Here is a 23404-nt window from a genome sequence, read left to right on the forward strand (position 1 = left end):
GCGAACAGAACCCTGGCGGATTGATATATTGCATGTCAGCGCAAACGTTACGTCACAGCCCCCGGCCATTGCGCCCTTTGCCTGGTCGCCCGCAGCGGGGCAGCAAAAATGACCTGACGTAATGGCGAACAGAACCCCGCCGGATTGACATATTGCATATCAGCACAAGCGTTACGCCACAGCCCCGGCCGGGAATAACCGAAGCTACCGCGCAGCGGCGGAACGATCTGCCGCACAGGCCCGGAGTGCAGAGGGCCTTTGCGCCCTTTGCCTTGTCGCCTCCTGCGGGGCGGCAAAAACCATAAGTGTCAGATTATTTAATAATGTTAATTAATGTTTATTATATAAGGTATTTTTTGAACTGGATTGATTAAAAAATAACTACAATTACAGGCCGGGTCTGGTTAAATTAGCAGATAGAGCTATTTATGGTTTAAATTTCTATAGATCACCTCAGTGAAAATCAGTTTTTTTGTCGGCATAATCTGCTTTTTTCACTGATTTTTAATCAAAACGGGTTGAAATATCTCCGTTAACCGGTCAGAGGGCAATAATTAGAATAAATTGATAATGAAAAGAAAGTAGTATACCGTTAACCTTAATTTTTCCTTAAGGTGATAACATTGTCAGTTCACAAACTGAAACATAATGGCTATCGTATTTACTTTTCAGATGAAGGTAAAACCTTTCATCGCCTGATATCCGCGATGATGAATAATGATATTCAGGGAGAGTATTTAACCAGTGGTAATGCTCTGCGTAATGTCATGATCTTTGAACATGAATCTAAGAAATTTATACTGAAACGTGACAGAGAAGTTGATCAGCGATTTGAAAAGAAATTATCGGCATTATTTTCAGGATCATTTAATCTCAAACTGATTAAGAAAATCGACAGATATAAGCAGGATGTAATTGATATTACTTCTCGTTTGTATTATGTGGCAGAAAAAATAAAGTTTGGCCAGTGTGTCGATTCTTTTTGTGTCTACGAATATGCTGATGGTTATGCACTCAGTGATGAGAATATCAGCGATCACTATGAAGCAGTCGCATCATCAATATTATCTCTTCATCAGGCCGGGCTGGCCTCAAATGATATTCATCCGGCTAACTTTATCTGCAAGCCTGATGGCAAGCTGAAAGTTATTGATTTATCCTGCCGCGGCAGCATTAAAGTGTGTCAGGCTAATGACCGACTGGCTCTGAAGAAAAAATATAATCTTGATATAGAGTCGGGCGGGCTTATTTACTCTTTAATAAAAACAAAAGACAGCCTTAAATATTTTTCCAGAAAAATCCGCGGTAAAGTCTGAGATTTATCGCTGTCGGTCCAGTGCGCCATTGGTGGCGCACTGGCAGAACAGTACTCAGTCACACAGTGACTGCCTGATGGGAAACGGTAACAGCTTCACCGCTGGCTGTGGTCAGGATACTGTCCTTCATATCATCCAGCAGCTGATAACGTCGTTTATATTCAGAGCGTTTTTTACTGGCGATATCTTCGATTTTTTTCCGTTCAATTATCACCGGTAGTTCGAAGGTATTATCATCTTTTAGCGTCCCGCCGAGGGAGAGCCAGAAGTCATTATAACTGGATAGTAATTTACCTTTCTTCCGGTGATAACGGGAGCTTTTAAAGACATGCATATCATCACTGACTGCACAGACCGACTCTGCAGAGAGTAATCCGGAAAAAACTGAGATCACTTCCATCATGATTCGTTTAGGAAACAACCCGCTGGCTGACTTGGTGGCTTCTCTGATGAGGTCACTGGCGCCTTCATTATTTGGCCCCTGAAGCCCGCCAATAAACAGAGTTCTTTTATTATTGATATTCACTATCGAGAAGGTGATCAGTGAAACAGTGTGCCCCTGATAATCCATAATAATCGTTATTTCGCCTTCCCGATCAAAGTTTCCTGGTTTGCAGTAAAGCGTAAACTCTTCACCTTGTTTGCCGGAAAACTGTGCGATACTGACTACCGACTGACTGATAAGGATGTTTTTCAGACTGATATTACTCATAGAATTAATCAGGGAGTAATGATCTGTAATATATTTTACCCGTTCTGCAACTGAGCTTCCTTTTTTCAGATAGACACGGTGATGTTTAGCCAGAATTATCCCCTGAATACTGATTACCTGAGGGTAAATATCAAGGCTGGTAATTTTTTTTATATATCTGAAAGTGGAGACAGGATAGAACAAACTACGCAGGGCAAATTTAGCTCTGAAAACATTATCTTTCCACAGAGGATGGGATGAATTCCCACCAAACAATACCTTTAACGGGCTCATAATCTACCGTATATAGCAATAAAATGGCTTTAAATAAACTTACAGCATCCCATATCAGATATGGCGGTAATCAAAACGCACCGCTATCCGACAGAAAGTAAGCGGATTTTTCTTTTCAAAGAGAATGAGGTGAAGCATACTTATATTAAGAATACATTAACATATTTTAATTGTTCAGTGTGGCAGTTCATGTATCAAAATATGTCAAAAAACAAACATCTTCCGGCGGTCTGACGTACCGTCATGACCGCTATCCGGCGGGGCACCCTGTAAAAACGGGCTCTGTATCCGGTCACGGAGGGACTATCGATTACCTGCAGTTTACGGAAAGTGAACTATCCTTAATTATCACTGTTTCCGCAGACTATTCATCAAAAGGTATATCATGAAATTTAAATCCTCTTTATATATATTGATTCCGGCCCTGTTAAGTGCGTCCCTGCCAGCGATTGCCTGTACCAGCCTGGCAATTACTGACACAAAAGGTGATGTATTCCATGGCCGGACACTGGAACTCTCTGAAGATTTACCCTCCTGGTTAACCTACTATCCGGCAGGTACTGCGTTCCAGAAAAAAGCACCTGACGGACAAAATAGTGTGGCTTACACCGCTAAATACCCGATTTTAGCCATTACCTCTGATGTTTATTTTGATGGCGATGATCATAATATGATGGAAGGTATCAATGCGGCGGGCCTGTCTTTCAGCGCTAATATGGTACCGTCCGCTACTCTGACGCCGCTGCCGAAAACAGAGTATAAGGACTCTGTGCCTGTGACTTCGATCGGCGAATGGGCATTAGCGAATTTTTCAACGGTAGAACAGGTCCGCCAGGCAGTTAACAGCGGGCACTTCTGGTCCCCGGTTCTTGAAAAACTGGGCGGGGTCACTTCTCCTTTCCATTTTGCATTTTATGACAAAAGTGGCGGCAGTATTGTGGTTGAAGCGAATGACGGGAAATTCCGTGTTTATGATAACCCGACCAGAGTGATGACTAACGGCCCTGACTTTAAATGGCATTTGCAAAACCTTAATAACTATACACAACTGACAAATAAAGATCGTTCGGCAGCTGTGCTGGGTAATATTAAAGTGGCTCAGCCCGATAGCGGGATTGCGACCTCTGCGTTACCATCTTCTGATACTTCAGTCGGCCGTTTTGTCCGCGCAGTTTACTACACCACCTATGCCCCGAAATCAGATAATACAGCTACTGCGATGAATAACCTGGCCCATATCATGAATAATTTCGATCGGGTGAAAAATATTACGACTGATACTATCGGAGAGTTCGGTCCGACCGGTACTGAGTCGTCAGAATATACGGTCTGGACCAGCCTGACAGATCTTTCTGACGGCGTAATGTTTATTCGGGGTTATAACGATATGAACTATCAGAAATTCTCTCTCGCAGAGTATAAAACCAGCAACAAACCGGTATTTAAGAAAATCAACGTACCTGAATAATATACCGCGCCGGGCTGTTATTGCCCGGTCTTGCTGTGGCTATCGTGTTTTCCGGCCAGAATGAAAGTAGCAGAGGGAAAATACATACAGAGGCAGGGCCGGAAGTGATGTCTGAACCTCACTGTCGCCAGGTAAAGGATCTACTCCGTCAGTCCGGGCTGGATATTTCTGTTGAAATACAGCTTTCGTTTACAGGTGTTTTCACTCAGGAATAAAAAACGCGGGGAAATCCCGCGTGGAAAGGCTGATAAAATATATCAGCCATCTTATTATTTATCAGGCCAGTTCTTTGCGGATAATCTCTGCACCGGCACTTAATGCATGCAGTTTAGCGTTAGCGACCTGGCGGGACAGTGGGGCCATACCGCAGTTAGTTGAAGGATAAAGTTTATCAGCATCAACAAATTGCAGTGCTTTACGTAAGGTATTGGCGACGTCTTCCGGAGTTTCAATGCTATTAGTCGCGACATCAATAGCTCCGACCATAACTTTTTTACCGCGGATCAGTTCAATCAGGTCCATAGGAACATGAGAGTTCTGGCATTCCAGTGAAACAATATCGATATTCGACTTCTGCAGTTTCGGGAATGCTTCCTCATACTGACGCCATTCTGTGCCGAGGGTTTTTTTCCAGTCGGTATTCGCTTTGATACCATAGCCATAGCAAATATGAACCGCAGTTTCACATTTCAGGCCTTCGATAGCCCGCTCTAATGCCGCCACACCCCAGTCATTAACTTCATCGAAGAATACATTAAAGGCCGGCTCATCAAACTGAATAATATCCACACCGGCAGCTTCTAATTCGCGCGCTTCCTGATTCAGGATCTTCGCAAATTCCCATGCCAGTTTTTCGCGGCTTTTGTAGTGGTTATCATACAGGGTATCAATCATTGTCATCGGTCCAGGCAATGCCCATTTAATCGGTTGACTGGTTAACTGACGCAGGTACCTGGCATCATCAACGAACACCGGTTTCCTGCGTTCCACTGCGCTGACAACGGTTGGTACACTGGCATCATAGCGGTTACGGATTTTAACCACTTCACGTTTCTCGAAATCAACGCCACTAAGATGTTCGATAAAGGTCGTCACGAAGTGCTGACGGGTTTGTTCGCCATCACTGACGATATCAATACCGGCCCGCAGCTGATCATCAAGGGATAAACGCAGAGCATCTTTTTTCCCTTCGATTAATATTTCATCGTCCAGTTTCCACGGTGACCATAATTTCTCTGGCTGCGCAAGCCATGAAGGTTTAGGCAGACTACCGGCTGTTGATGTAGGTAATAAAATTTTCATTGCAGGTGACCTTATATTTTTAATCAATTAAGCTTTGTAACCAGCAGACCATTGCTCAAGAATAGTGCTGTGCGGTTTGATGAAATATTCTTCAGTGAACTTACCTTGCTCAATGGCTAACCGGCTGCGCTCTTCACGGTCGTAAACAATCGTGGTTAATGAATAATCATCATAATTCAGGCTCGGCTGATACTGCAGTCCGGCTGCTGAGTTAGCGTTGTAAATTTCAGGCCGGTAGATTTTCTGGAATGTCTCCATAGTACTGATGGTGCTGATAAGCTCAAGATTTGTATAGTCACTGAGCAAATCTCCGGAAAAGTAGAAAGCCAGCGGAGCAACACTGTTTTCAGGCATAAAATAGCGAACCTGTAAGCCCATTTTTTCGAAATAGGCATCAGTCAGCGAGTGCTTATTCTGCTGGTATTCAACACCCAGTACCGGATGTGTGTTACCGATGCGGTGATAAACACTTTTACTGGCGACACTCAGACAAATGACCGGTGTTTTTTTAAAGTGATTTTTGTACGCATCAGAATTCACGAAGCTTTTAAAAATGTTACCGTGCAGAACACCGTAATTATCAGGAACGGTGAAATCTGATTTGTTTTTGTTGTGCTCCGGCAACAATACGCTGAAGTCATAGTCGCGCACATAGGAAGAAAAGTTATTTCCTGCAATACCTTCAATCTGCTGACCGGTTTTCTTATCGAGAATATTGGTTTTCAGAATCTCAATCACCGGAAAACTTTCACCCTGTTCTTCGATTTTCATTTCAACAGAGATAATGTCAATTTCGATGGCATAGCGATCTGCTTGCGGGTTATCCCAACTGGCCAGTGAGTTAAAGCGGTTATTCATCATCACGATGGTATTACGCAGGTTTTGCTGGCGGTTATCGCCCCGGGCAAGGTTAGCAAAGTTGGTTGTGATACGGGTGTTTTCCGAAGGATTATAATTCTCATCGAAACGACTTTTTGTAATTGTATAGGTAAAATCTTTATTCATTGTCTGCCTGCGTCCTGAGTCCTGAGATGAAAACCGGCGTTATAGACTGATTTTCCGGAGATTATCGTTACCCCGCATCGCCGTTTTCACATTACCAAAAGTGAATAATATTGCATAATTTATGCCTGACTCGCTGGCAGAGGGGAAGTGATTTAATTTCAACGAACTTGAATTTTTTTCAAGATGAAGTGCAGGAACAGAAAAACCACAGATTGCAGCAGAACGTCGATTATGGCAAGAGAGGCTATAACAGCAAAGCAAAACAGTCCTATGAAATAGCGATAATTCCCGCGAATAACACCGCGCCCGGCCGCACACTGCGGTTATCAGCCCGCTGAACGAGCGCCTTGTCTTCTTTTTCAGGGGCAGGGACGACTTACATTGAGTCCCGTATGACACCATTACCTCTCCGCTCGCGCAGCTGGCGGGATGACCACCACTGGCCGTATTTCTGCGGTGAAATCTTATGATAAGCATATTTTCAGATATCAGAAAAATTGTTGTATTGATGCAGGTGAACCGCGTCATTGAAGAATTTTTGTCGCCAATGTAATGCCCGAACAGCTATTTCCACATTAGCTAAATTCCGCGATGATCTTTGCAACCTCATCAGGTCATAGCACATCACTGTGCGATACGGTTATTTTTATTTTCTTAATTTGCGATATATCTCGCAGAGGGTTTTTATGCACAATAAAAGCACACTGCTGTTACTGACTCTGTCAGTAGCAGTGTTTGGTGTTATTACCACTGAAATCGCGGTTATCGGCTTATTACCCGGGCTGGTTTCACAACTGCATGTTACGCCGGTACGGGTAGGTTTATTAGTCAGTATCTATGCAATAGTTGTTGCAGTCACCGGGCCGTTTATTACCCTGTCGCTTTCCGGATTTAATAAAAAGAAGGTACTGTTATCCATTCTGGCAGTCTTTATTATTTCTAATCTTATTTATGCGACTACGGATATTTTTAACCTGATGTTATTATTTCGCATTTTGCCAGCTCTGGCTCATGCTGTATTTTTTGCAGTGGCTCTGGTTGTTGCAGCAAATTCTGTACCTGAAGCCAAAAGAGCCGGTGCTGCGGCGATAGTCTTTGCAGGTGTTGCTGTCGGTCTGGTGTTAGGGGTACCGCTCAGTGCTCTGATTGCTGAAAATGTTTCTCTGGCGGCGGCATTTTACTTTGGTGCGGCAGCCTGTTTTATAGCGTTTATCGGGGTGTTATTCTTTATTCCTTCCATGCCGGCACGCGAAAAGATGTCATTCAGAACCCGGGTCAGTGTGTTACGCAATAAGAGGCTATGGATGGCAATCATTACCGTTTCTATGATATTTGCGGCAATGTTCTCAGCTTTTAGCTATATCTCTGACTATTTATCCGGGGTTACCAAAATTAATAATAATTATATCAGTGCCATGCTGATTTTATTCGGGGTCTGTGGATTTATAGGTAACTTTATATTCAGTCATTTTCTGCAAAAAAATGTTATTCAGACTACACATTACTACCCTCTGATATTTGGTATTGTTTTACTGTTGGTATGGTGGCTGGGTTTTTCGCCACTGGCAATGTGTTTACTCACTGTTTTCTGGGGTATCTGCCACTCTTCAGGGTTAGTTGTCAGTCAGACCTGGCTAATGGGTGAGGCGAGTGAAGCTCCTGAATTCGCTAACAGTCTGTATATGTCATTTTCTAATCTGGGGATTACTATTGGTTCATTAACCGGCGGGTGGTTTATTGCCCGCTTCGGCACCCATTCAGTCGTATTAAGCAGTATTATTTTTTCGATACTGGCTTTTTTAAGTATTGTCGCGAAAAATCGCGCCGGAAATACCGCCGGAAATACCGCATTATTATTAGCTCAGGACTCATCCAGTGATCAGTAACAGACGGTGCTCTGACTGGTTATTAGTCCAGTAAGCCATCGGCTGCTGCCTGAAGCAACTCATCAGCCACATAGCGTATTTTTGGTAATAACTGGCGGTTTTTTGGCCAGAGGATACTGACGGGTATTTCTCCTCCGGAATATCCGTTCAGTACTTCTTTTAACTCCCCGCTTTTCAGATGTCTGCCCACCAGCCATAAGGGTAATTGTGATATTCCGCAGCCCGCCAGTACCGCTGACAGCATTCCGTCACCATCCGCAAACTCATGGGTCGCGGGCGGAGTATAGCGGCTTATTTCGCCGTCAGGGTGTTTTAATAACCAGGATAAAGGCTGATGCCTGCGAAAGCCAGTGATGCAGTGATGCCTGTTCAGCTCCTGTGGTGTCACAGGTTCACCATACTGAGCAAGATAATCGGCAGCTGCACAGATAACCAGTTTTTGGGTCGTCAGTCGTCTGGCAACCAGGCCACTGCTGTCAGCGAGTTCTCCTATTCTGATAACCAGATCAATACCTTCTTCGATAGGATCAACAAACCTTTCACTGAAGGTTACGGTTAATGTCAGTTCCGGATAACGGCGTATTATTGTCAGTAACAGGGGCAGGATACGTTGTCTGCCAAATGCTGCCGGTAAATCAACCCGCAACCGTCCGGCAGGCCGGGCAATATGTGAGGTCAGTTCAGCTTCGGCTTGCTGCAGGATGTCGAGGGCATTCTGACAGCTTTGCAGAAAACGTTCACCTTCCGGTGTCAGGCTTAACCGGCGGGTGGATCGCAGGAAAAGCTTGAGACCGAGGCGGTTTTCCAGACGGCTGACGCTTTTACCTACCGCAGATTTAGTCAGCCCGAGTCTTTCTGACGCTGCTGTAAAACTCCCTAACTGTGCGGTGGTAACAAAAGCGGTAACTCCGCCCAGATGTTCTGTATTTCTCATAGAATGATCCGTCTCTGCCTGAGATAAAGGAGCGGCTGAATGCCTGACGCCGTATAGCTGAATAATACAGAATAATTTCTGCCGGGTAATAATATTCCCGGTCTTCTCCGGCCAGATATGTTAATGATAAGCAAGTTTACAGGGGGTTATTTATACAATCGGGAATCTTAACTATGCATATAATTTGTCAGTTCGGGGATGATTACGCTCTTGCCAGCCACTGGGTTACCTGTCTTAAGCAACAGCTGCCCGGGGCAAAGGTTTCGGTATGGCAGCCCCATATGCCACCGGCCGATTTCGCCATCGTCTGGAATCCTTCTCAGGAAATGCTGGATCAGCAGATTTCCCTGAAAGCCATATTTAATGCCGGGGCCGGGGTTGATGCTATCCGTCAATTGAGGTTGTCTGAGGATATTCCGGTGATCCGGCTGGAAGATGCAGGGATGGCTGAACAGATGAGTGACTATATTTCTCATGCGGTATTACATCACTACCGTGAAATGGATGAGTATGCTGTACAGTCTGAAAAAAAGATCTGGCAGGTACGTTCGCCACGCAATAAAAATGAGTACAGTGTCGGGATCTTAGGTTTTGGTGTTCTGGGACAGGCGGTTGCTGAACGCATACATGCATTAGGTTTCAGAGTAAATGCATGGAGCAGAACCCCCCATAGCAGCCGCAATATTACTTTGTATAGCGGCGATAGCAGATTAAATGATTTTCTGTCAGCCAGCCGGATTCTCGTCTGCCTGTTACCATTAACCCCGTCAACCCGGGGGATCCTGTGTACGGCACATTTTCACTGGTTACCGGATGGTGCTTATATCATTAATGCCGGCAGAGGGGAGCACCTGGTGAATGATGACCTGCTTCAGGCGTTAGACAGTGGAAAAATTGCCGGCGCAACACTGGATGTTGTCGGGCAGGAACCGCTGCCGTCGTATCACCCTTTCTGGCAGCATCATAAAATTCGTATAACTCCGCATATTTCTGCCGCGACTTTACCCGCAGTTGCGGTCAGGCAAATTAGTGAAAAGATTACAGCAATTTTAGCCGGAGCCGGCGTCTCCGGGCGGCTGGATATGTGTAATGGCTATTAACTGTGATCCGCGGTTGTCGTAATAACGGATAAGCCTTCAGGCATCGCCGAACCAGTTATAACCCCGGCTTTTCCAGTAACCACCGGGGGATTGGTCCGTGACGAAAATAGTGGCGATATGTCCGGCATTTTACATTCCGGTTTGACCGGTATCCTCAGGCGCTGCGGATCGCCGAAGTCCGGCGGCAGGGCCTGGCCGTCAAAATCAGGGACCGGAAGGGGTTGCGGGTGTAACGGTATCCTGGCAGAAGAAATACCGTTGCTGATAACCGGCTACCCGGAACGTTATTGTACGGATTGCAGCAGTATCAGACAGCGCTGACTGGTCGTCCTGGCTTGTTGCTGCTGATCGGCGCTCAGCCTGTTCCACTCCTTCACCACTGCATTTCCTGCCGTACTATTATAGTGATACTTCCGCAATGAATAATCGGAATTAGAACCTTCAACGGTTTTTTCCAGTACCCGGGTAAAGTTATCTGCGGTGACCTGTTCTGGCCCGCTTGCAACGGCACACAGTAACGAACGGTAATAATGCATGGTATCTGGCGGAACTGTTTTCGGCCACAGCCAGAGGGAGGCAATAATCATCAGTATCAGCAGCAGGTAAAACTTCCGGCGACGGAACAAAGTGACAGACAGTGACATATTCGGTATTCACAATTTATGCAGGCTAAGAGTTTTGCCGGATAATATCACAGAAAAGTCACATATTTTTAAACCAGTAGCAAATTCCCCCGGTTATGCTGAGCAGGATGTAGCCATATTTATCTGTAAAATCATATTTAAGCAGCAATTACCAGTGTAAATGTTTATCAAATGTTCTGTTTTTGTTTTCAGTATGTATAATCTGGTTTCACTTAAAACCAGGGTGTATACGTATGACCTCGACATCAAAAAAAAAGCCTTTATGGCTCAAAACAGGTAGTTTTTTACTTGGGATAATACTCGTACTGACCGCCATTTTTTTTATTTATGGCGGTATCAAACTGATCTCACTGGGGGGAAGCTGGTATTTTCTGATCTCGGGTATTCTGATGCTGATCAGCGGCTATCTTTTGCTACGCGGCCGTTCTTCCGGGGCAGTGCTTTATATTCTGACCATGGCCGGGACCATTCTATGGGCGCTTGCCGATGCGGGGCTTAATTTCTGGCCGTTAATTTCCCGACTGATGTATCCGGGCGGACTGGCAATTATTGCATTCTTATTACTGCCTCCTTTGCGCCGTTATGAAAACCGTGCATCGGAGTGGAAAAGTGCTTATCTGTTAGGCTTGCTGTCTGTTGTGGCCTTTGCGGTGTCATTTGGTTATATGTTTGTCCCCCATGATCCGGTGCCATTTGCTGGCCAGCAACAGCCGCTGGTACCTGTAGCCAAAGACCGGATGCAGAAAAACTGGGACAACTACGGTAATACCCCCGGTGGCAGCCGCTTTGTCGCGCTGGATCAGATTAACCGGAATAATATTTCAGCACTGAAACCTGCCTGGACTTTCCACACCGGGGATATTCCCCTTAGTCCTGATGGTAACGGTGCAGAAGATCAACAAACACCTTTGCAGATCGGGGACCGTGTTTTCCTGTGTACTCCCCATAACAATGTGATTGCGGTTGATGCGGATACAGGGAAGCAGATCTGGAAAGCTGATATCAACGCCAAATCGTCTGTCTGGATGCGCTGCCGTGGTCTGGCTTATTTTGATGCGACCGCGCCGGTACCGCAGCCAACTGTACCTGGCAGTACGCTACCGGCTCCGGTGGCTACGGTAAATGCCGGAGGCTGTGAACGTCGTATTCTGATGAATACTATCGATGACCGCCTGATTGCGCTGAACGCTGACAATGGTGAATTCTGTGAAGACTTTGGTAACAAAGGTACAGTGAATCTGTTAGCCGGGATGGGCCATGCGCCGGATCCGCAATATGTGATCACATCGGCACCGACCCTGGCGGGTACGACTGTGGTGGTCGGTGGCCGGGTATCTGATAACGTCAGTACGGATATGCCCGGTGGTGTGATCCGTGGGTATGACGTTATCACGGGAGCGTTGCGCTGGGCCTTTGATGCGGGCAACAAGGATCCTAATACAGTACTGAAAACCGGAGAACATTATGTCAGGAGTACCCCGAATTCATGGGCTCCGATGTCTTATGATCCGTCGATGAATACCGTATTTATGCCGATGGGCAGTTCTTCTGTTGATATCTGGGGAGCAAACCGCACAGCACTGGATCATAAATACGGTGCTTCTGTGCTTGCTGTTGATGCGACCACAGGTAAAGAAAAATGGGTATATCAGACAGTCCGCAATGATCTGTGGGACTTTGATGTTCCTATGCAACCGGGCCTGATTGATTTTAAAACCGGCGATGGCAGTGAAAAACCGGCAGTCGTTGTGGGCACCAAAGCAGGACAGATTTATGTGCTGGATCGTCTGACAGGAAAACCACTGACCAAAGTGGAAAATGTCACAGTGCAGGGCGGAGGGATCCCGGGGGAGCAATACAGCTATACTCAGCCACGTTCTGTCGGGATGCCACAAATTGGTGCGCAGACATTAAAAGAGTCTGATATGTGGGGGGCCACCCCTTTTGACCAGCTGGTATGTCGTATCAGCTTTAAATCAATGCGTTATAACGGACTCTATACCGCACCAGGTACCGATAAATCGCTGAGCTTCCCTGGTTCTCTGGGAGGAATGAACTGGGGCAGTCTGTCTGTCGACCCGGTGAACCACTACATCTTTGTCAACGATATGCGCCTCGGCCTGTGGCAGCAGCTGATCAAAGCCGACCCTGAGGCACAGACTGCGGTGAATACCGGCGGTGAGGCTGTTAATACCGGAATGGGCGCCGTACCGATGAAAGGTGCACCTTATTCGGTGAATAAAAACCGCTTTATGTCTCCGCTGGGTATTCCATGTCAGGCACCACCGTTCGGTACTCTGAGTGCTATTGATATGAATACGCAGAAAATTGTCTGGCAGGTGCCGGTGGGTACGGTTCAGGATACCGGCCCGTTCGGCATTAAAATGGGGGTAAAAATGCCTGTCGGTATGCCAACACTGGGCGGTACGCTGGCGACACAGGGCGGGCTGGTATTTATTGCCGGGACCCAGGATTACTACCTGCGTGCTTTTGACAGCTCAACCGGTAAAGAAGTATGGAAAGCGCGTTTACCTGTCGGCAGTCAGGGCGGACCGATGAGCTATGTTTCGCCGAAGACCGGTAAACAGTATATCCTGATTTCTGCGGGTGGCGGACGTCAGTCTCCGGACCGCGGTGATTATGTGATTGCTTACGCACTGGACAAATAATCATAATACAACCGCCCCCCGAAAGGGGGCGGATTGTATTAATGAAGCAGGAACAGGGTTGCCAGACCGAGAAAGATAAAAAAACCGCCGGTATCCGTCATGGCGGTAATCAGTACGCTGGAACCAATAGCAGGGTCCCGCTTCAGTTTGGTCATTATTAGCGGAATTAATACCCCCATACAGGCAGCAAGCAACAGGTTAAGGATCATAGCCAGCATCATCACTCCGCCCAATGCCAGGTTGTGATACAGCAGCCAGGTTATCAGCCCCATAATACCGCCCCAGAAAATCCCGTTAATTAACGCGACCCCAAGCTCCCGCAGAAACAGAAATGAAAAGTTACCCGGTTCGACCTGATGTAAAGCGAGGGCCCGGACAATCATGGTGATGGTCTGATTTCCGGTATTACCGCCGATACCGGCAACAATCGGCATCAGCGTCGCCAGGGCGACTAAATGGGCAATGGTATCTTCAAACAGACCTATCACCCTTGACGCAATAAATGCTGTACACAGATTAAGTGCCAGCCAGGCCCAGCGATTCTTTACCGCTTTACTGACCGGGGCAAAAACATCTTCTTCCTGACTGACCCCGCCCATTTTTCGGATGCTGGACTCATTTTCCTGATTCACCAGGTCGATAATATCTTCAATCGCGATACGGCCGATCAACCGTTGTTTCGGGTCAGTGACCGCGGCCGAAATCAGGTTATAACGTTCAAAAGCACTGGCGGCATCTTCAGCCTTATCTTCCAGCCGGAAGGTCACCGGTGAGGAATTCATGATATCGCAGACTTTACGATCCGGGGCATTGACCAGAATATCGGTCAGCATCAGTTCACCCAGTAACCGGTTATCACTGTCAGTAATAAATAATTTATCAGTACCCTCAGGAATTTTTCCTTTACGGCGCAGAAAGCGTTGCACAACCCCGAGTCTGATATCACTACGCACGGTGATAAAGTTGAAATCCATCACCCGTGCCACACCATCAACGTCATTTTTGATGATATTCAGCAAGTCGGAGCGTTGTTTCGGGGTCAGCGAAGTCAGCAGCCGTCCGGTCAGGTCGCGTGGCAGAAAACGGGCCAGCCATGCCTGGTCGTCGATATCCAGCGGGGCGATCGCTTGCAGAATATCTTTGTCTGTCATCGGCTCGGTCAGACTTTCCCAGACATTTTCCGACGCTTCAACCAGTACCCGCCCGCGATGTTCAGCCGGGACCATTTGCCACAGTGCCTGGCGGGCATCCTCGGGAAGTGACTCCAGAATATCTGCAATATCAGCAGCATGCAGATTATCGAGATCAGTTGTGAGTTGTTTACAGAGCGGGCCCAGTTGTGGATCGGTCAGGCAGGTCTTTGCCGGGTATTTTAACAGGCCAGTGATTAGCGCCGGGTTATTCAGTAACCCGGTAATAATATTCTGACGTTTTTGCTGCAATGTACGGGTATGAGGTACGGGCATACAACATCCTCTGTTAGAAACCAGCGTGGTTAATCCGGCGCAAGATATAATTAATCATAAACGAAAATATAAACAGACGGGCCGGGAAGTGACGGAAAACAGTGATGAGCTGCTGCAGATGAGGTCCGGACGGACTAATAATAATGATCCCTGCCTCCGGCACGCAACGCTGCCGCAAATGAGACAGGGCAGAGTCACTTATTTGATAGATGTTTTCTGAGCCAGCAGGGTGGCAAAGCGCATACGGATACGCTGACCATTAGCATCAGTTTTATGCAGTTCACCGTGGTGTTCATTATATTTCAGAATATGCCAGTTACGATAATAATGGCTTAACTCCCCGGATTTAAAGGTAAAAGGAAAATCCAGCGGGCAGGGAGTATCAGTGGTATCCATAGCTGCAACAATCAGGTTAAAGCCTTCTTTTGCAGTGGATGCCTGCATATCGGCAATCAGTTGCGGGATGGTCTCAGGCTGCAGGAACATCATTACCACGGTCGAGATGACTAACTGAAAGCTGCCGTTAAACCGGTGGTGGTTTACATCGATATTTTCACAGCGAATATGGGAAAGCTGTTCCTGATCGATCATTTGTTGCAGATGAGCCAGACTGGCCGGATTATTATCCCAGCCAATAATATCAAAGCCATGGGCGTTAAGGTATAAGCTGTTACGTCCCCGCCCACAGCCAATATCCAGTGCTTTCCCGACCGTTAAACGGGGGAGTGCTTCCCGCAGCTCGGAATGGGGAAGTGAGAGCTGATACTTCTCTGCATAATAGTTATCAGGCCGGAGAGAGTGCTTATCCATGTTATGTCGGCTCCTTTTCGTCTTCTTCTTTCAGGTTCAGTTGCCAGCCGGTAACGTCCTGCCAGTAGAGTTGTTCACGTTCCAAATCAAGTTGCACCAGTGCATTCTGGCTGAAAAAACCGGTCGGAAAAATCAGCGTCCAGTGTCCGTCGTCGGTCTCCAGTCTCAGGCTGGCCGGATGTGTCGTTGCCTGGCGCTGGTTACTTAACAGGCTGGCCAGACGCAGGATAAAGATCAAGGGTAAAAACTGCTTCTTTTTAAAAGACATAAAACGGGGAAATTCCTCCGTCTTGATACCCTTACGGTGATTACGTACCAAAGTTGCCAGCAGTAATTGCTGTGACTGGCTAAAGCCCGGCATATTGGAGTTTTGCAGGATATACGATGAATGGCGTTGCATTCCGCTGTGATTAATCGATAAGCCGACTTCGTGTAACATTGCTGCCCACTGTAATAATGCGGTCAGCTGAGGATTTTCCAGTTTCGGGTTTTGCTGCTGCCACTGGCTGTGTAGATGCCGGGCGGTTTGTAATACACGGTCAGCCTGCTCACTGTCAATCGCGTAATGGTTCGCCAGACTTTGTGCGGTGCGGGTGCGGATATCCTGATGGCGGAAGCGCCCCTCCATCTCATACAATACCCCTTCACGCAGTGCACCGTCCGAATAGAGCAGCTCGCGGATCCCCAGTGAGTCAAAAACACCGCGTAAAATTGCCAGCCCCGGGACAAACACCGTTTTACGTTCTTCCGATAATCCGGGCAGGCTTAACGCATCAAAGGACTTAAACTTAATCACTTCATCGTACAAACGGTCAAGTCCGTCAGGGGTGATCGTTTTTTCTTTTTCACCCAGCGCCGCCAGGACTTCACAGGCGGCTTTAATGGTTCCTGAGGCACCAAGAGCATATTTCCATCCCTGCAGGCGAAACTGCCAGGCAAGGGTTTCCAGTTTCCGGACCGATGCCAGCCGTGCACGGCGGAAATTTTCTGCCGAAATAGTCCCGCCAGGGAAATAAAGATTAGAGAAACTAACGCAGCCCATCCGGCGGCTTTCGACCAGCTGGGGTTCAAAATCTTCACCGATCACCAGTTCGGTAGAACCGCCACCGATATCGATCACCAGTTTGCGGCCTTTCTCCGGCTGAGTGTGCTCGACCCCCATAAAAATTAACCGGGCTTCTTCGTTACCGGCAATAATTTCTATCGGATAGGGTATTATTTCGGCCGCACGTTGTAAAAACTCTTCGGCGTTAGTGACAACCCGTAATGTATGCGTTCCGACGATTGAAACATTTTCTGCCCGGAACCCCTGTAAACGCTCGGCAAACAGCGCCAGGCAGGACAGGCCGCGCTGGATCCCTTCTTCACTCAGACAATTCCGGTCATCAATAGCATCAGCCAGATGGACCCGCTGCTTCAGGCGACTAAGAACCTGTAAAGCACCGTCTACCACCCGGGCGATAACCATATGAAAACTATTAGAACCGAGGTCGATTGCCGCGAATTCCTGCGGTTTAGCTGCTTTTTTTGGCGTCGTTGGCATAGGTATTATTCAGGTTGTTCCAGGTTTCTGATGTACTCGTAAATAGCCAGTTGTCCGCGGACTTTACGGCGGTTACCGCGTGGCACATAACGATTACTCATCTCTTTATCAATGATCCTTGCTTTCACCGTATCGCTGAACAAAATACCGATGATATCAAGAATACGTTGCTTAATTTGCGGGTCGAGAATTATAACAGCAACTTCAATCCGGTAATCAATATTCCGCGTCATCCAGTCTGCCGAAGAGAGATAGACTTTTTTATCACCGTTGTTTTCAAAAATGTAGACCCTGTCATGTTCCAGATAACGGTCGAGGATACTGATCACTCTGATGTTCGTGCTGATACCGGGTAAGTCCGGAATCAGTGAGCACATTCCCCTGACCAGCAGGTTGACTTTCACCCCTGCTCCCGAGGCAGCATACAAGCGGTCAATCAGTCCTTTATCTACCAGGTTATTGATTTTAAGCGTTATTCCTGCCGGATTTCCCTGTTGTGCATGGGCTATCTCCTGATCAATTAACTGATACAGCATACGTCGTGAATTCTGCGGTGATACCATCAGATAATCAAAAGATACCGGACGGTAAGGGTTTTCAATAAAGTTAAATACCCGGCGGACTTCGTTGGTGATACGCGCATCGGAGGTTAACAATGAGTAGTCCGTATACAAGCGGGCTGTTTTTTCATTGAAGTTACCGGTGCCGATATGTGCGTAGCGTACCAGTTCTTCACCTTCCCGGCGGGAGATTAAAAACAGTTTAGCGTGGATTTTTAACCCCGGCGCCGAAAATATGACATGCACACCGGCCTCTGTCAGCCGTTTCGCCCAATGGATATTGGCTGCCTCATCGAATCTTGCCTGTAACTCTACGACCACGGTCACTTTTTTTCCGTTGTGTGCTGCGTGGATCATGGCATCCATAATCCGGGAATTTTTTGCGACCCGGTAGATATTAATTTTTATTGAAAGAACCGCAGGGTCAAACGATGCCTGGCGTAAAAATTCCAGCACATGCTCAAAGGTATGGTACGGGTAATACAGCAGAATATCCCGGGAGCGTACAGCATCAAAACCATTGCGGTAGTTATCGAATCCCGCGTGACGGATCGGTGGCAGTGGCTTATTTTCCAGATTGCGCTGGCCCGCATTCGGGAACTGGATAAAATCTTTAAAGTTGTGATAACGCCCGCCCGCCAGAATGGAATCATAATTTGAAACAGAGAGTTTTTCACACAACATTTCAACCATAGGGGCTGGCATATCCCGCTGGTAAACAAAGCGTACCGGCTCGGCGGTTAATCGCTGTTTCAGGCTGGATGACATAAGCTCCAGCAGGCTCGATTCCATTTCTGTGACCAGATCATATTCTGCATCGCGGGTCATTTTCATGGAGTAAGCATTCAGTTCGTCGTAATCGAAGAAACCTTTAAAAATATCATCCAGACAATATCTGAGAATATTATCCAGCAGGATCATCGGTTTTTTCCTGCGTGGCGGTTCGGCCGGCAGATTAATAAAACGCGGCACTTTATCGGAAGGAATCTCAAGCAGGGCGTAGCGGATATCTTCACCGCGGATAACCTCTACTGCCAGATAGGTATAATCATCTTTCAGAAACTGTGTCAGGTCGGTTTCGCTGTTCAGCAAAATAGGGGTAACGTGCGGACGCAGATTGCGGGCAAAATAGTCGCGCAGCCATACCTGCTGGTTGGTGGAAAGCTGACGTTCATTGATCAGGAATATCTGGTTACGGGCCATTTCCAGCAACAGTTCGTTGTAAAGCAGGTCGAATTCCTGGTCTGCCCGCATAACCCGTTGCTGAATTTTTTTCATTAAATGGCGGGGAACCGTCACTGAGCCTTGTTCTTCACCAATCAGAATCCGGCGTTTCAGCTCGGCAAAACGGACTTTATAGAATTCATCAAGGTTGCTTGAATAAATACCAAGAAAACGCATTCTTTCGATAAGCGGATTGAGTTTGTCAGCAGCTTCCTGTAGCACCCGTTCATTAAATGATAACCAGCTTAACTCTTTTTCTATATACAGCTTTTCCTGACCCATCCTGACCCCGTATTGCTGTGACACAACTAAAGCTTCAGTTTCTCATGCCATTATGGCGAGAATATTGCAGAAATGTCCAATACTGCTCAGTAACAAAAAAAGCGGAGGAGGGCGCTAAGAAAAAAACGCTGCCTGTGACTCCGGCAGCGTTTCAGTGGCTATTCGCTCAGTGGCGAACGAATACCGGTGGCAGGCAGAGGAGTGCCATCCAGCCAGGCCAGACCATCCTTTAGTCTCAGCCGGTTTTCAAGAAACCACTGAATGGCTTGCGGGTAGATCACATGTTCCTGAACCCGGATTTTATCCTGTAGCTGTTGTTCGGTATCACCGTTATTTACGGGGACCACAGCCTGTAATATCACCGGGCCACCATCCAGCTGTTCCGTGACAAAATGTACCGAAACCCCGTGTTGTTTATCACCATTCTCCAGAACCTGGCGATGGGTATGCAGGCCGGGATAGGCTGGCAATAATGACGGGTGAATATTGATCATGTGACCGGCGTAATGCTGTACGAATTCCGCACTCAGGATACGCATATAACCTGCCAGCACTACCAGGTCGGGAGAATATTCGTCAACCAGTTTCATCAACTGCCGATCAAATTGCTGACGGTCAGCAAAATCTGACGGTGTCAGGGCATGTGCCGGAATCCCGGCCTGCCGCGCCCGATCAAGTCCGCTGGCGGTCACCTTATTGCTAAAAACTGCAACAATTTCAGCGGCTTCTGCAAGCTGGCCAGATCTGCAGGCATCGATAATTGCCTGCAGATTGGTGCCGGTGCCGGAAATCAGGATCACCAGCCTTTTCATCACTTAATCACTACCTGCTCATCGCTGGTGGTGGCCGCTTCAATGACCCCGATTTTCCAGGCTTTTTCGCCGGCATCCTGCAGTAACTGTAACGCTTTATCAGCATTCTCCGGACTCAGGGCAATAATCATCCCCACACCGCAGTTAAAGGTACGGTACATTTCGTGAGTACTGACATTGCCGGCCTGTTGTAACCAGCCGAAAATGGCCGGCCATTGCCAGCTGCTTTCATCAATCACGGCACGGGTATTTTCCGGTAATACACGCGGAATATTTTCCCAGAAACCACCGCCGGTCAGGTGAGCAATGGCATGTACATCAACCTGTGCAATCAGGTTCAGAATATTTTTGACGTAAATACGGGTCGGTGCCAGCAGGTGATCGGCCAGAGACTGACCTTCCAGCTGTTTTACTGAAGGATCTGTCTGGCTGACTTCCAGAATTTTACGGATCAGTGAATAACCGTTGGAATGCGGACCGCTGGATCCCAGAGCCAGCAGAACATCGCCATCACTGACTTTACTGCCATCAATAATTTCTGATTTCTCAACCACTCCGACGCAGAAACCAGCAACATCGTAATCTTCACCATGGTACATACCCGGCATTTCGGCCGTTTCCCCGCCGACCAGGGCACACCCTGATTGTGAACAGCCTTCAGCAATACCACTGATCACCGCGGCAGCAGTGTCGACATCCAGTTTCCCGGTGGCATAATAATCCAGGAAAAATAGCGGCTCAGCCCCTTGCACGACCAGGTCATTCACACACATTGCAACCAAATCAACACCGATATGGTCGTGGCGTTTCAGATCCATTGCTAAACGCAGCTTGGTGCCTACGCCATCGGTGCCTGAAACCAGAATAGGTTCACGGTATTTTTGTGGTAAGGCACAGAGTGCACCAAATCCACCGAGTCCACCCATCACTTCCGGGCGGCGGGTTTTTTTTACAACACCTTTAATACGATCAACCAGATCATTACCAGCATCAATATCAACACCGGCATCTTTATAACTGAGAGTGGTTTTGTCGGTCACTGCGGAGTCCCCACGCGAATTGCGGTTGGTGGTTTAAATAGAGCGCGGCTATTCTATCAGTGCAGGCAAACGTTTGCGAGTCTGATGTTAACCTGAAATTATCTGTCCGGAGCTTCAGACGCCGTCAGGGTGGCAGAGACAAAAAATGTCTGCGGATTGATACACAGGCGTATAAGCCACAGCGAAAAAGCGCTATAATCCGGCGATTTTTTTTTAGCTCAACACACTCCGGGAGAATAATAATGAAGATCGTGGAAGTCAGACACCCGCTGGTCAGACATAAACTGGGCCTGATGCGTGAGCATGATGTCAGTACCAAACGTTTTCGTGAACTGGCTTCAGAAGTGGGCAGTTTACTCACCTATGAAGCAACCGCCGATCTGGAAACAGAAACTGTCACTATTGATGGCTGGAATGGCCCGGTGCAAGTTGATCAGATCAAAGGTAAAAAAATTACCGTTGTTCCTATTCTGCGAGCCGGTCTGGGAATGATGGATGGTGTACTGGAACATATTCCCAGTGCCAGAATCAGTGTGGTAGGCGTGTACCGTGATGAGAAAACGCTGGAACCTGTGCCTTATTTTCAGAAGCTTGCTTCGAATATGGATGAACGTATGGCGCTGGTGGTTGACCCGATGCTGGCAACCGGCGGCTCGATGATCGCCACTATTGATCTGCTGAAAAAATCCGGTTGTAACAGTATAAAAGTCTTAGTACTGGTCGCGGCCCCGGAAGGGATTGCTGCACTGGAGAAAGTACATCCGGATGTTGAACTGTACACTGCCTCTGTCGATCAGGGACTGGATGAACAGGGTTATATTATCCCGGGTCTGGGTGATGCCGGTGATAAAATCTTTGGTACTAAATAATCAGTCGTTGTTATCGGGTAATGCTCAGCGGGCTGGTCGCTGGCCTATGAAGTCATTACTCTTTAACAGTGAAACTGCACAACAGATAACGTCACCGTTATCTGTTGTCGGTATATACCGGCAGCTGTGTTTTTTTCAGACCGACTCTGTGTCGGTTTTTTTATGTCCGGACAATTTTAAAGGGGATAAGCAGCAATGATACGGCGCACTATTGCGGTTGACGAAAGACCGTCGTTACTCCAGACCATTCCGCTCAGTTTACAGCATTTATTTGCGATGTTTGGTGCCACTGTACTGGTACCGATTTTGTTTCATGTGAATCCGGCCACCATCCTGTTATTTAATGGCCTGGGGACATTACTGTACCTGTTTATTTGTAAAGGAAAAATCCCCGCCTATCTCGGTTCCAGTTTTGCTTTTATTTCGCCGGTTTTGTTGCTGTTACCCCAGGGATATAACGTTGCATTGGGGGGATTTATTTTATGCGGAGTTCTGTTCTGCCTGGTCGGGCTGCTGGTCAAAAAAGCCGGTACTGGCTGGCTTAATATTATGTTTCCTCCGGCAGCGATGGGCGCGATAGTGGCGATTATCGGCCTGGAACTGGCCAGTATCGCCGCCGGAATGGCCGGGTTACTGCCGGCTGAGGGGGCCACGATTGACAGTAAGACCGTGACTGTTTCACTGGTAACCCTGGGGGTTACCGTCTTTGGTTCAGTGTTATTCCGCGGATTTCTTGCCATCATTCCGATCCTGATCGGGGTCGTTTTCGGTTATATGCTGGCTTCTTTTATGGGGATGGTTAACTGGACCGGCGTTGAACAGGCACACTGGTTTGCGTTACCGGTTTTTTATAAGCCGCGTTTTGAGTGGGCGGCAATGCTGACCATCCTGCCTGCAGCGCTGGTGGTGATCGCTGAACATGTGGGCCATCTGGTGGTTACCGCAAATATTGTTAAACGTGATCTGATTAAAGATCCGGGATTACATCGCTCAATGTTTGCCAATGGCCTGTCTACCGTAATTTCAGGCTTTTTCGGCTCCACCCCGAACACCACCTATGGTGAGAATATCGGAGTGATGGCGATCACCCGCGTTTACAGTACCTGGGTAATTGGCGGAGCGGCAGTAATTGCTATTTTTCTGTCCTGTATCGGTAAGCTGGCCGCGGTTATTCAGGCGATCCCTGTTCCGGTAATGGGCGGAGTCTCTTTACTGTTATACGGGGTGATTGCTGCTTCCGGGATCCGCGTACTGATTGATTCCAAAGTGGATTACAGTAAACCACAAAACCTGATGCTGACTGCGATTATCCTGATTATTGGCGTCAGCGGGGCCAAAATTCAGCTGGGAGCGGTGGAACTTAAAGGCATGGCTCTGGCGACGGTGGTCGGTGTGATATTAAGTATCCTCTTTCATATTATCAGTCTGGTACGTCCGGAACCTGAGGAATATGACAACGCAGAGTAAGGGACGACATATAAAGCAGGCA

The 23404-nt window shown here is 47.4% G+C and carries 18 protein-coding genes; 7 read left to right on the forward strand and 11 right to left on the reverse strand.

Features of this window, described 5'->3' with window-relative positions:
* The first annotated feature begins 623 nt into the window (after positions 1-623).
* Positions 624-1316 carry a lipopolysaccharide core heptose(II) kinase RfaY gene (locus tag JK198_RS14955; RefSeq protein WP_212709660.1) on the forward strand — a complete coding sequence of 231 codons (693 nt, stop codon included), beginning with the start codon at positions 624-626 and terminating at the stop codon, positions 1314-1316.
* Between the two features lie 58 nt (positions 1317-1374).
* Here JK198_RS14955 and JK198_RS14960 read toward each other — a convergent pair whose 3' ends face one another.
* On the reverse strand, positions 1375-2301 hold the full coding sequence (locus JK198_RS14960; protein WP_212709661.1) for a VirK/YbjX family protein: 927 nt from the start codon (positions 2299-2301) through the stop codon (positions 1375-1377).
* 382 nt (positions 2302-2683) lie between these two features.
* Here JK198_RS14960 and JK198_RS14965 point away from each other — a divergent pair, with 382 nt between their 5' ends.
* On the forward strand, positions 2684-3769 hold the full coding sequence (locus JK198_RS14965; RefSeq protein ID WP_343876566.1) for a linear amide C-N hydrolase: 1086 nt from the start codon (positions 2684-2686) through the stop codon (positions 3767-3769).
* A gap of 276 nt (positions 3770-4045) precedes the next feature.
* Here the strand turns inward: JK198_RS14965 and JK198_RS14970 are convergent, their stop codons facing one another.
* Together JK198_RS14970 and JK198_RS14975 are read right to left on the reverse strand one after the other, a co-directional pair.
* Positions 4046-5071: a methionine synthase gene (locus JK198_RS14970; RefSeq protein WP_212709663.1), complete on the reverse strand. Its 1026-nt coding sequence runs from the start codon at positions 5069-5071 to the stop codon at positions 4046-4048.
* Positions 5072-5098: 27 nt separating this feature from the next.
* On the reverse strand, positions 5099-6076 hold the full coding sequence (locus JK198_RS14975; protein WP_212710907.1) for a DUF1852 domain-containing protein: 978 nt from the start codon (positions 6074-6076) through the stop codon (positions 5099-5101).
* Between the two features lie 686 nt (positions 6077-6762).
* Here JK198_RS14975 and JK198_RS14980 point away from each other — a divergent pair.
* Positions 6763-7962 carry an MFS transporter gene (locus tag JK198_RS14980; RefSeq protein ID WP_212710908.1) on the forward strand — a complete coding sequence of 400 codons (1200 nt, stop codon included), beginning with the start codon at positions 6763-6765 and terminating at the stop codon, positions 7960-7962.
* Between the two features lie 22 nt (positions 7963-7984).
* Here the strand turns inward: JK198_RS14980 and JK198_RS14985 are convergent, their stop codons facing one another.
* The gene (locus tag JK198_RS14985; RefSeq protein ID WP_212709666.1) at positions 7985-8896 is read right to left on the reverse strand and encodes a LysR substrate-binding domain-containing protein; all 912 of its coding nucleotides are present in this window, start codon (positions 8894-8896) and stop codon (positions 7985-7987) included.
* 173 nt (positions 8897-9069) lie between these two features.
* On the opposite strand from JK198_RS14985, the gene JK198_RS14990 reads away from it, so the two are divergent.
* Positions 9070-9996: a glyoxylate/hydroxypyruvate reductase A gene (locus JK198_RS14990; protein WP_212709667.1), complete on the forward strand. Its 927-nt coding sequence runs from the start codon at positions 9070-9072 to the stop codon at positions 9994-9996.
* Positions 9997-10280: 284 nt separating this feature from the next.
* Here JK198_RS14990 and JK198_RS14995 read toward each other — a convergent pair whose 3' ends face one another.
* On the reverse strand, positions 10281-10640 hold the full coding sequence (locus JK198_RS14995; RefSeq protein WP_212709668.1) for a hypothetical protein: 360 nt from the start codon (positions 10638-10640) through the stop codon (positions 10281-10283).
* A gap of 233 nt (positions 10641-10873) precedes the next feature.
* On the opposite strand from JK198_RS14995, the gene JK198_RS15000 reads away from it, so the two are divergent.
* Positions 10874-13309, forward strand: coding sequence for a glucose/quinate/shikimate family membrane-bound PQQ-dependent dehydrogenase (locus JK198_RS15000; protein WP_212710909.1), 2436 nt, complete (start codon positions 10874-10876; stop codon positions 13307-13309).
* A gap of 38 nt (positions 13310-13347) precedes the next feature.
* On the opposite strand, the gene mgtE is transcribed toward JK198_RS15000, so the two are convergent.
* The 6 genes from mgtE to purM all read right to left on the reverse strand — a co-directional run bounded on the left by mgtE (position 13348) and on the right by purM (position 21046).
* Positions 13348-14775 (reverse strand): magnesium transporter, encoded by a 1428-nt coding sequence (gene mgtE, locus JK198_RS15005; RefSeq protein WP_212709258.1) that lies wholly within the window; start codon positions 14773-14775, stop codon positions 13348-13350.
* A 198-nt stretch (positions 14776-14973) separates the two neighbouring features.
* Positions 14974-15585 carry a tellurite resistance methyltransferase TehB gene (tehB, locus tag JK198_RS15010; RefSeq protein WP_212710910.1) on the reverse strand — a complete coding sequence of 204 codons (612 nt, stop codon included), beginning with the start codon at positions 15583-15585 and terminating at the stop codon, positions 14974-14976.
* A gap of 1 nt (position 15586) precedes the next feature.
* Positions 15587-17128, reverse strand: coding sequence for an exopolyphosphatase (gene ppx / locus JK198_RS15015; protein ID WP_212709260.1), 1542 nt, complete (start codon positions 17126-17128; stop codon positions 15587-15589).
* Between the two features lie 5 nt (positions 17129-17133).
* On the reverse strand, positions 17134-19194 hold the full coding sequence (ppk1, locus tag JK198_RS15020; RefSeq protein WP_212709261.1) for a polyphosphate kinase 1: 2061 nt from the start codon (positions 19192-19194) through the stop codon (positions 17134-17136).
* Positions 19195-19352: 158 nt separating this feature from the next.
* A complete protein-coding gene (gene purN, locus JK198_RS15025) occupies positions 19353-20006 on the reverse strand; it encodes a phosphoribosylglycinamide formyltransferase (protein ID WP_212710914.1) in 654 nt (217 codons plus the stop codon).
* Positions 20006-21046 (reverse strand): phosphoribosylformylglycinamidine cyclo-ligase, encoded by a 1041-nt coding sequence (gene purM / locus JK198_RS15030; protein ID WP_212709262.1) that lies wholly within the window; start codon positions 21044-21046, stop codon positions 20006-20008. The genes purN and purM overlap by 1 nt, the downstream gene beginning before the upstream one ends.
* Before the next feature lie 242 nt (positions 21047-21288).
* Between purM and upp the strand changes: the two genes are divergently transcribed.
* Both upp and uraA read left to right on the forward strand, forming a co-directional pair.
* Positions 21289-21915: a uracil phosphoribosyltransferase gene (gene upp / locus JK198_RS15035; protein WP_212709263.1), complete on the forward strand. Its 627-nt coding sequence runs from the start codon at positions 21289-21291 to the stop codon at positions 21913-21915.
* A 195-nt stretch (positions 21916-22110) separates the two neighbouring features.
* Entirely contained in the window at positions 22111-23382 is a 1272-nt protein-coding gene (uraA, locus tag JK198_RS15040) for a uracil permease (protein WP_212709264.1), read from the forward strand.
* Positions 23383-23404: the final 22 nt, after the last annotated feature.

The sequence above is a fragment of the Tatumella sp. JGM91 genome (assembly GCF_018257575.1).
In the GTDB taxonomy this organism is placed as follows: Bacteria; Pseudomonadota; Gammaproteobacteria; order Enterobacterales; family Enterobacteriaceae; genus Tatumella; species Tatumella punctata.

Bases quoted from the DNA above. Each gene is read 5' to 3' on its own strand.
- JK198_RS14960 (WP_212709661.1), bottom strand. From the start codon at position 2,301: ATGAGCCCGTTAAAGGTATTGTTTGGTGGGAATTCATCCCATCCTCTG.
- JK198_RS14970 (WP_212709663.1), bottom strand. From the start codon at position 5,071: ATGAAAATTTTATTACCTACATCAACAGCCGGTAGTCTGCCTAAACCT.
- JK198_RS14975 (WP_212710907.1), bottom strand. From the start codon at position 6,076: ATGAATAAAGATTTTACCTATACAATTACAAAAAGTCGTTTCGATGAG.
- JK198_RS14980 (WP_212710908.1), top strand. From the start codon at position 6,763: ATGCACAATAAAAGCACACTGCTGTTACTGACTCTGTCAGTAGCAGTG.
- JK198_RS14985 (WP_212709666.1), bottom strand. From the start codon at position 8,896: ATGAGAAATACAGAACATCTGGGCGGAGTTACCGCTTTTGTTACCACC.
- JK198_RS14990 (WP_212709667.1), top strand. From the start codon at position 9,070: ATGCATATAATTTGTCAGTTCGGGGATGATTACGCTCTTGCCAGCCAC.
- JK198_RS14995 (WP_212709668.1), bottom strand. From the start codon at position 10,640: ATGTCACTGTCTGTCACTTTGTTCCGTCGCCGGAAGTTTTACCTGCTG.
- JK198_RS15000 (WP_212710909.1), top strand. From the start codon at position 10,874: ATGACCTCGACATCAAAAAAAAAGCCTTTATGGCTCAAAACAGGTAGT.
- mgtE (WP_212709258.1), bottom strand. From the start codon at position 14,775: ATGCCCGTACCTCATACCCGTACATTGCAGCAAAAACGTCAGAATATT.
- tehB (WP_212710910.1), bottom strand. From the start codon at position 15,585: ATGGATAAGCACTCTCTCCGGCCTGATAACTATTATGCAGAGAAGTAT.
- ppx (WP_212709260.1), bottom strand. From the start codon at position 17,128: ATGCCAACGACGCCAAAAAAAGCAGCTAAACCGCAGGAATTCGCGGCA.
- ppk1 (WP_212709261.1), bottom strand. From the start codon at position 19,194: ATGGGTCAGGAAAAGCTGTATATAGAAAAAGAGTTAAGCTGGTTATCA.
- purN (WP_212710914.1), bottom strand. From the start codon at position 20,006: ATGAAAAGGCTGGTGATCCTGATTTCCGGCACCGGCACCAATCTGCAG.
- upp (WP_212709263.1), top strand. From the start codon at position 21,289: ATGAAGATCGTGGAAGTCAGACACCCGCTGGTCAGACATAAACTGGGC.
- uraA (WP_212709264.1), top strand. From the start codon at position 22,111: ATGATACGGCGCACTATTGCGGTTGACGAAAGACCGTCGTTACTCCAG.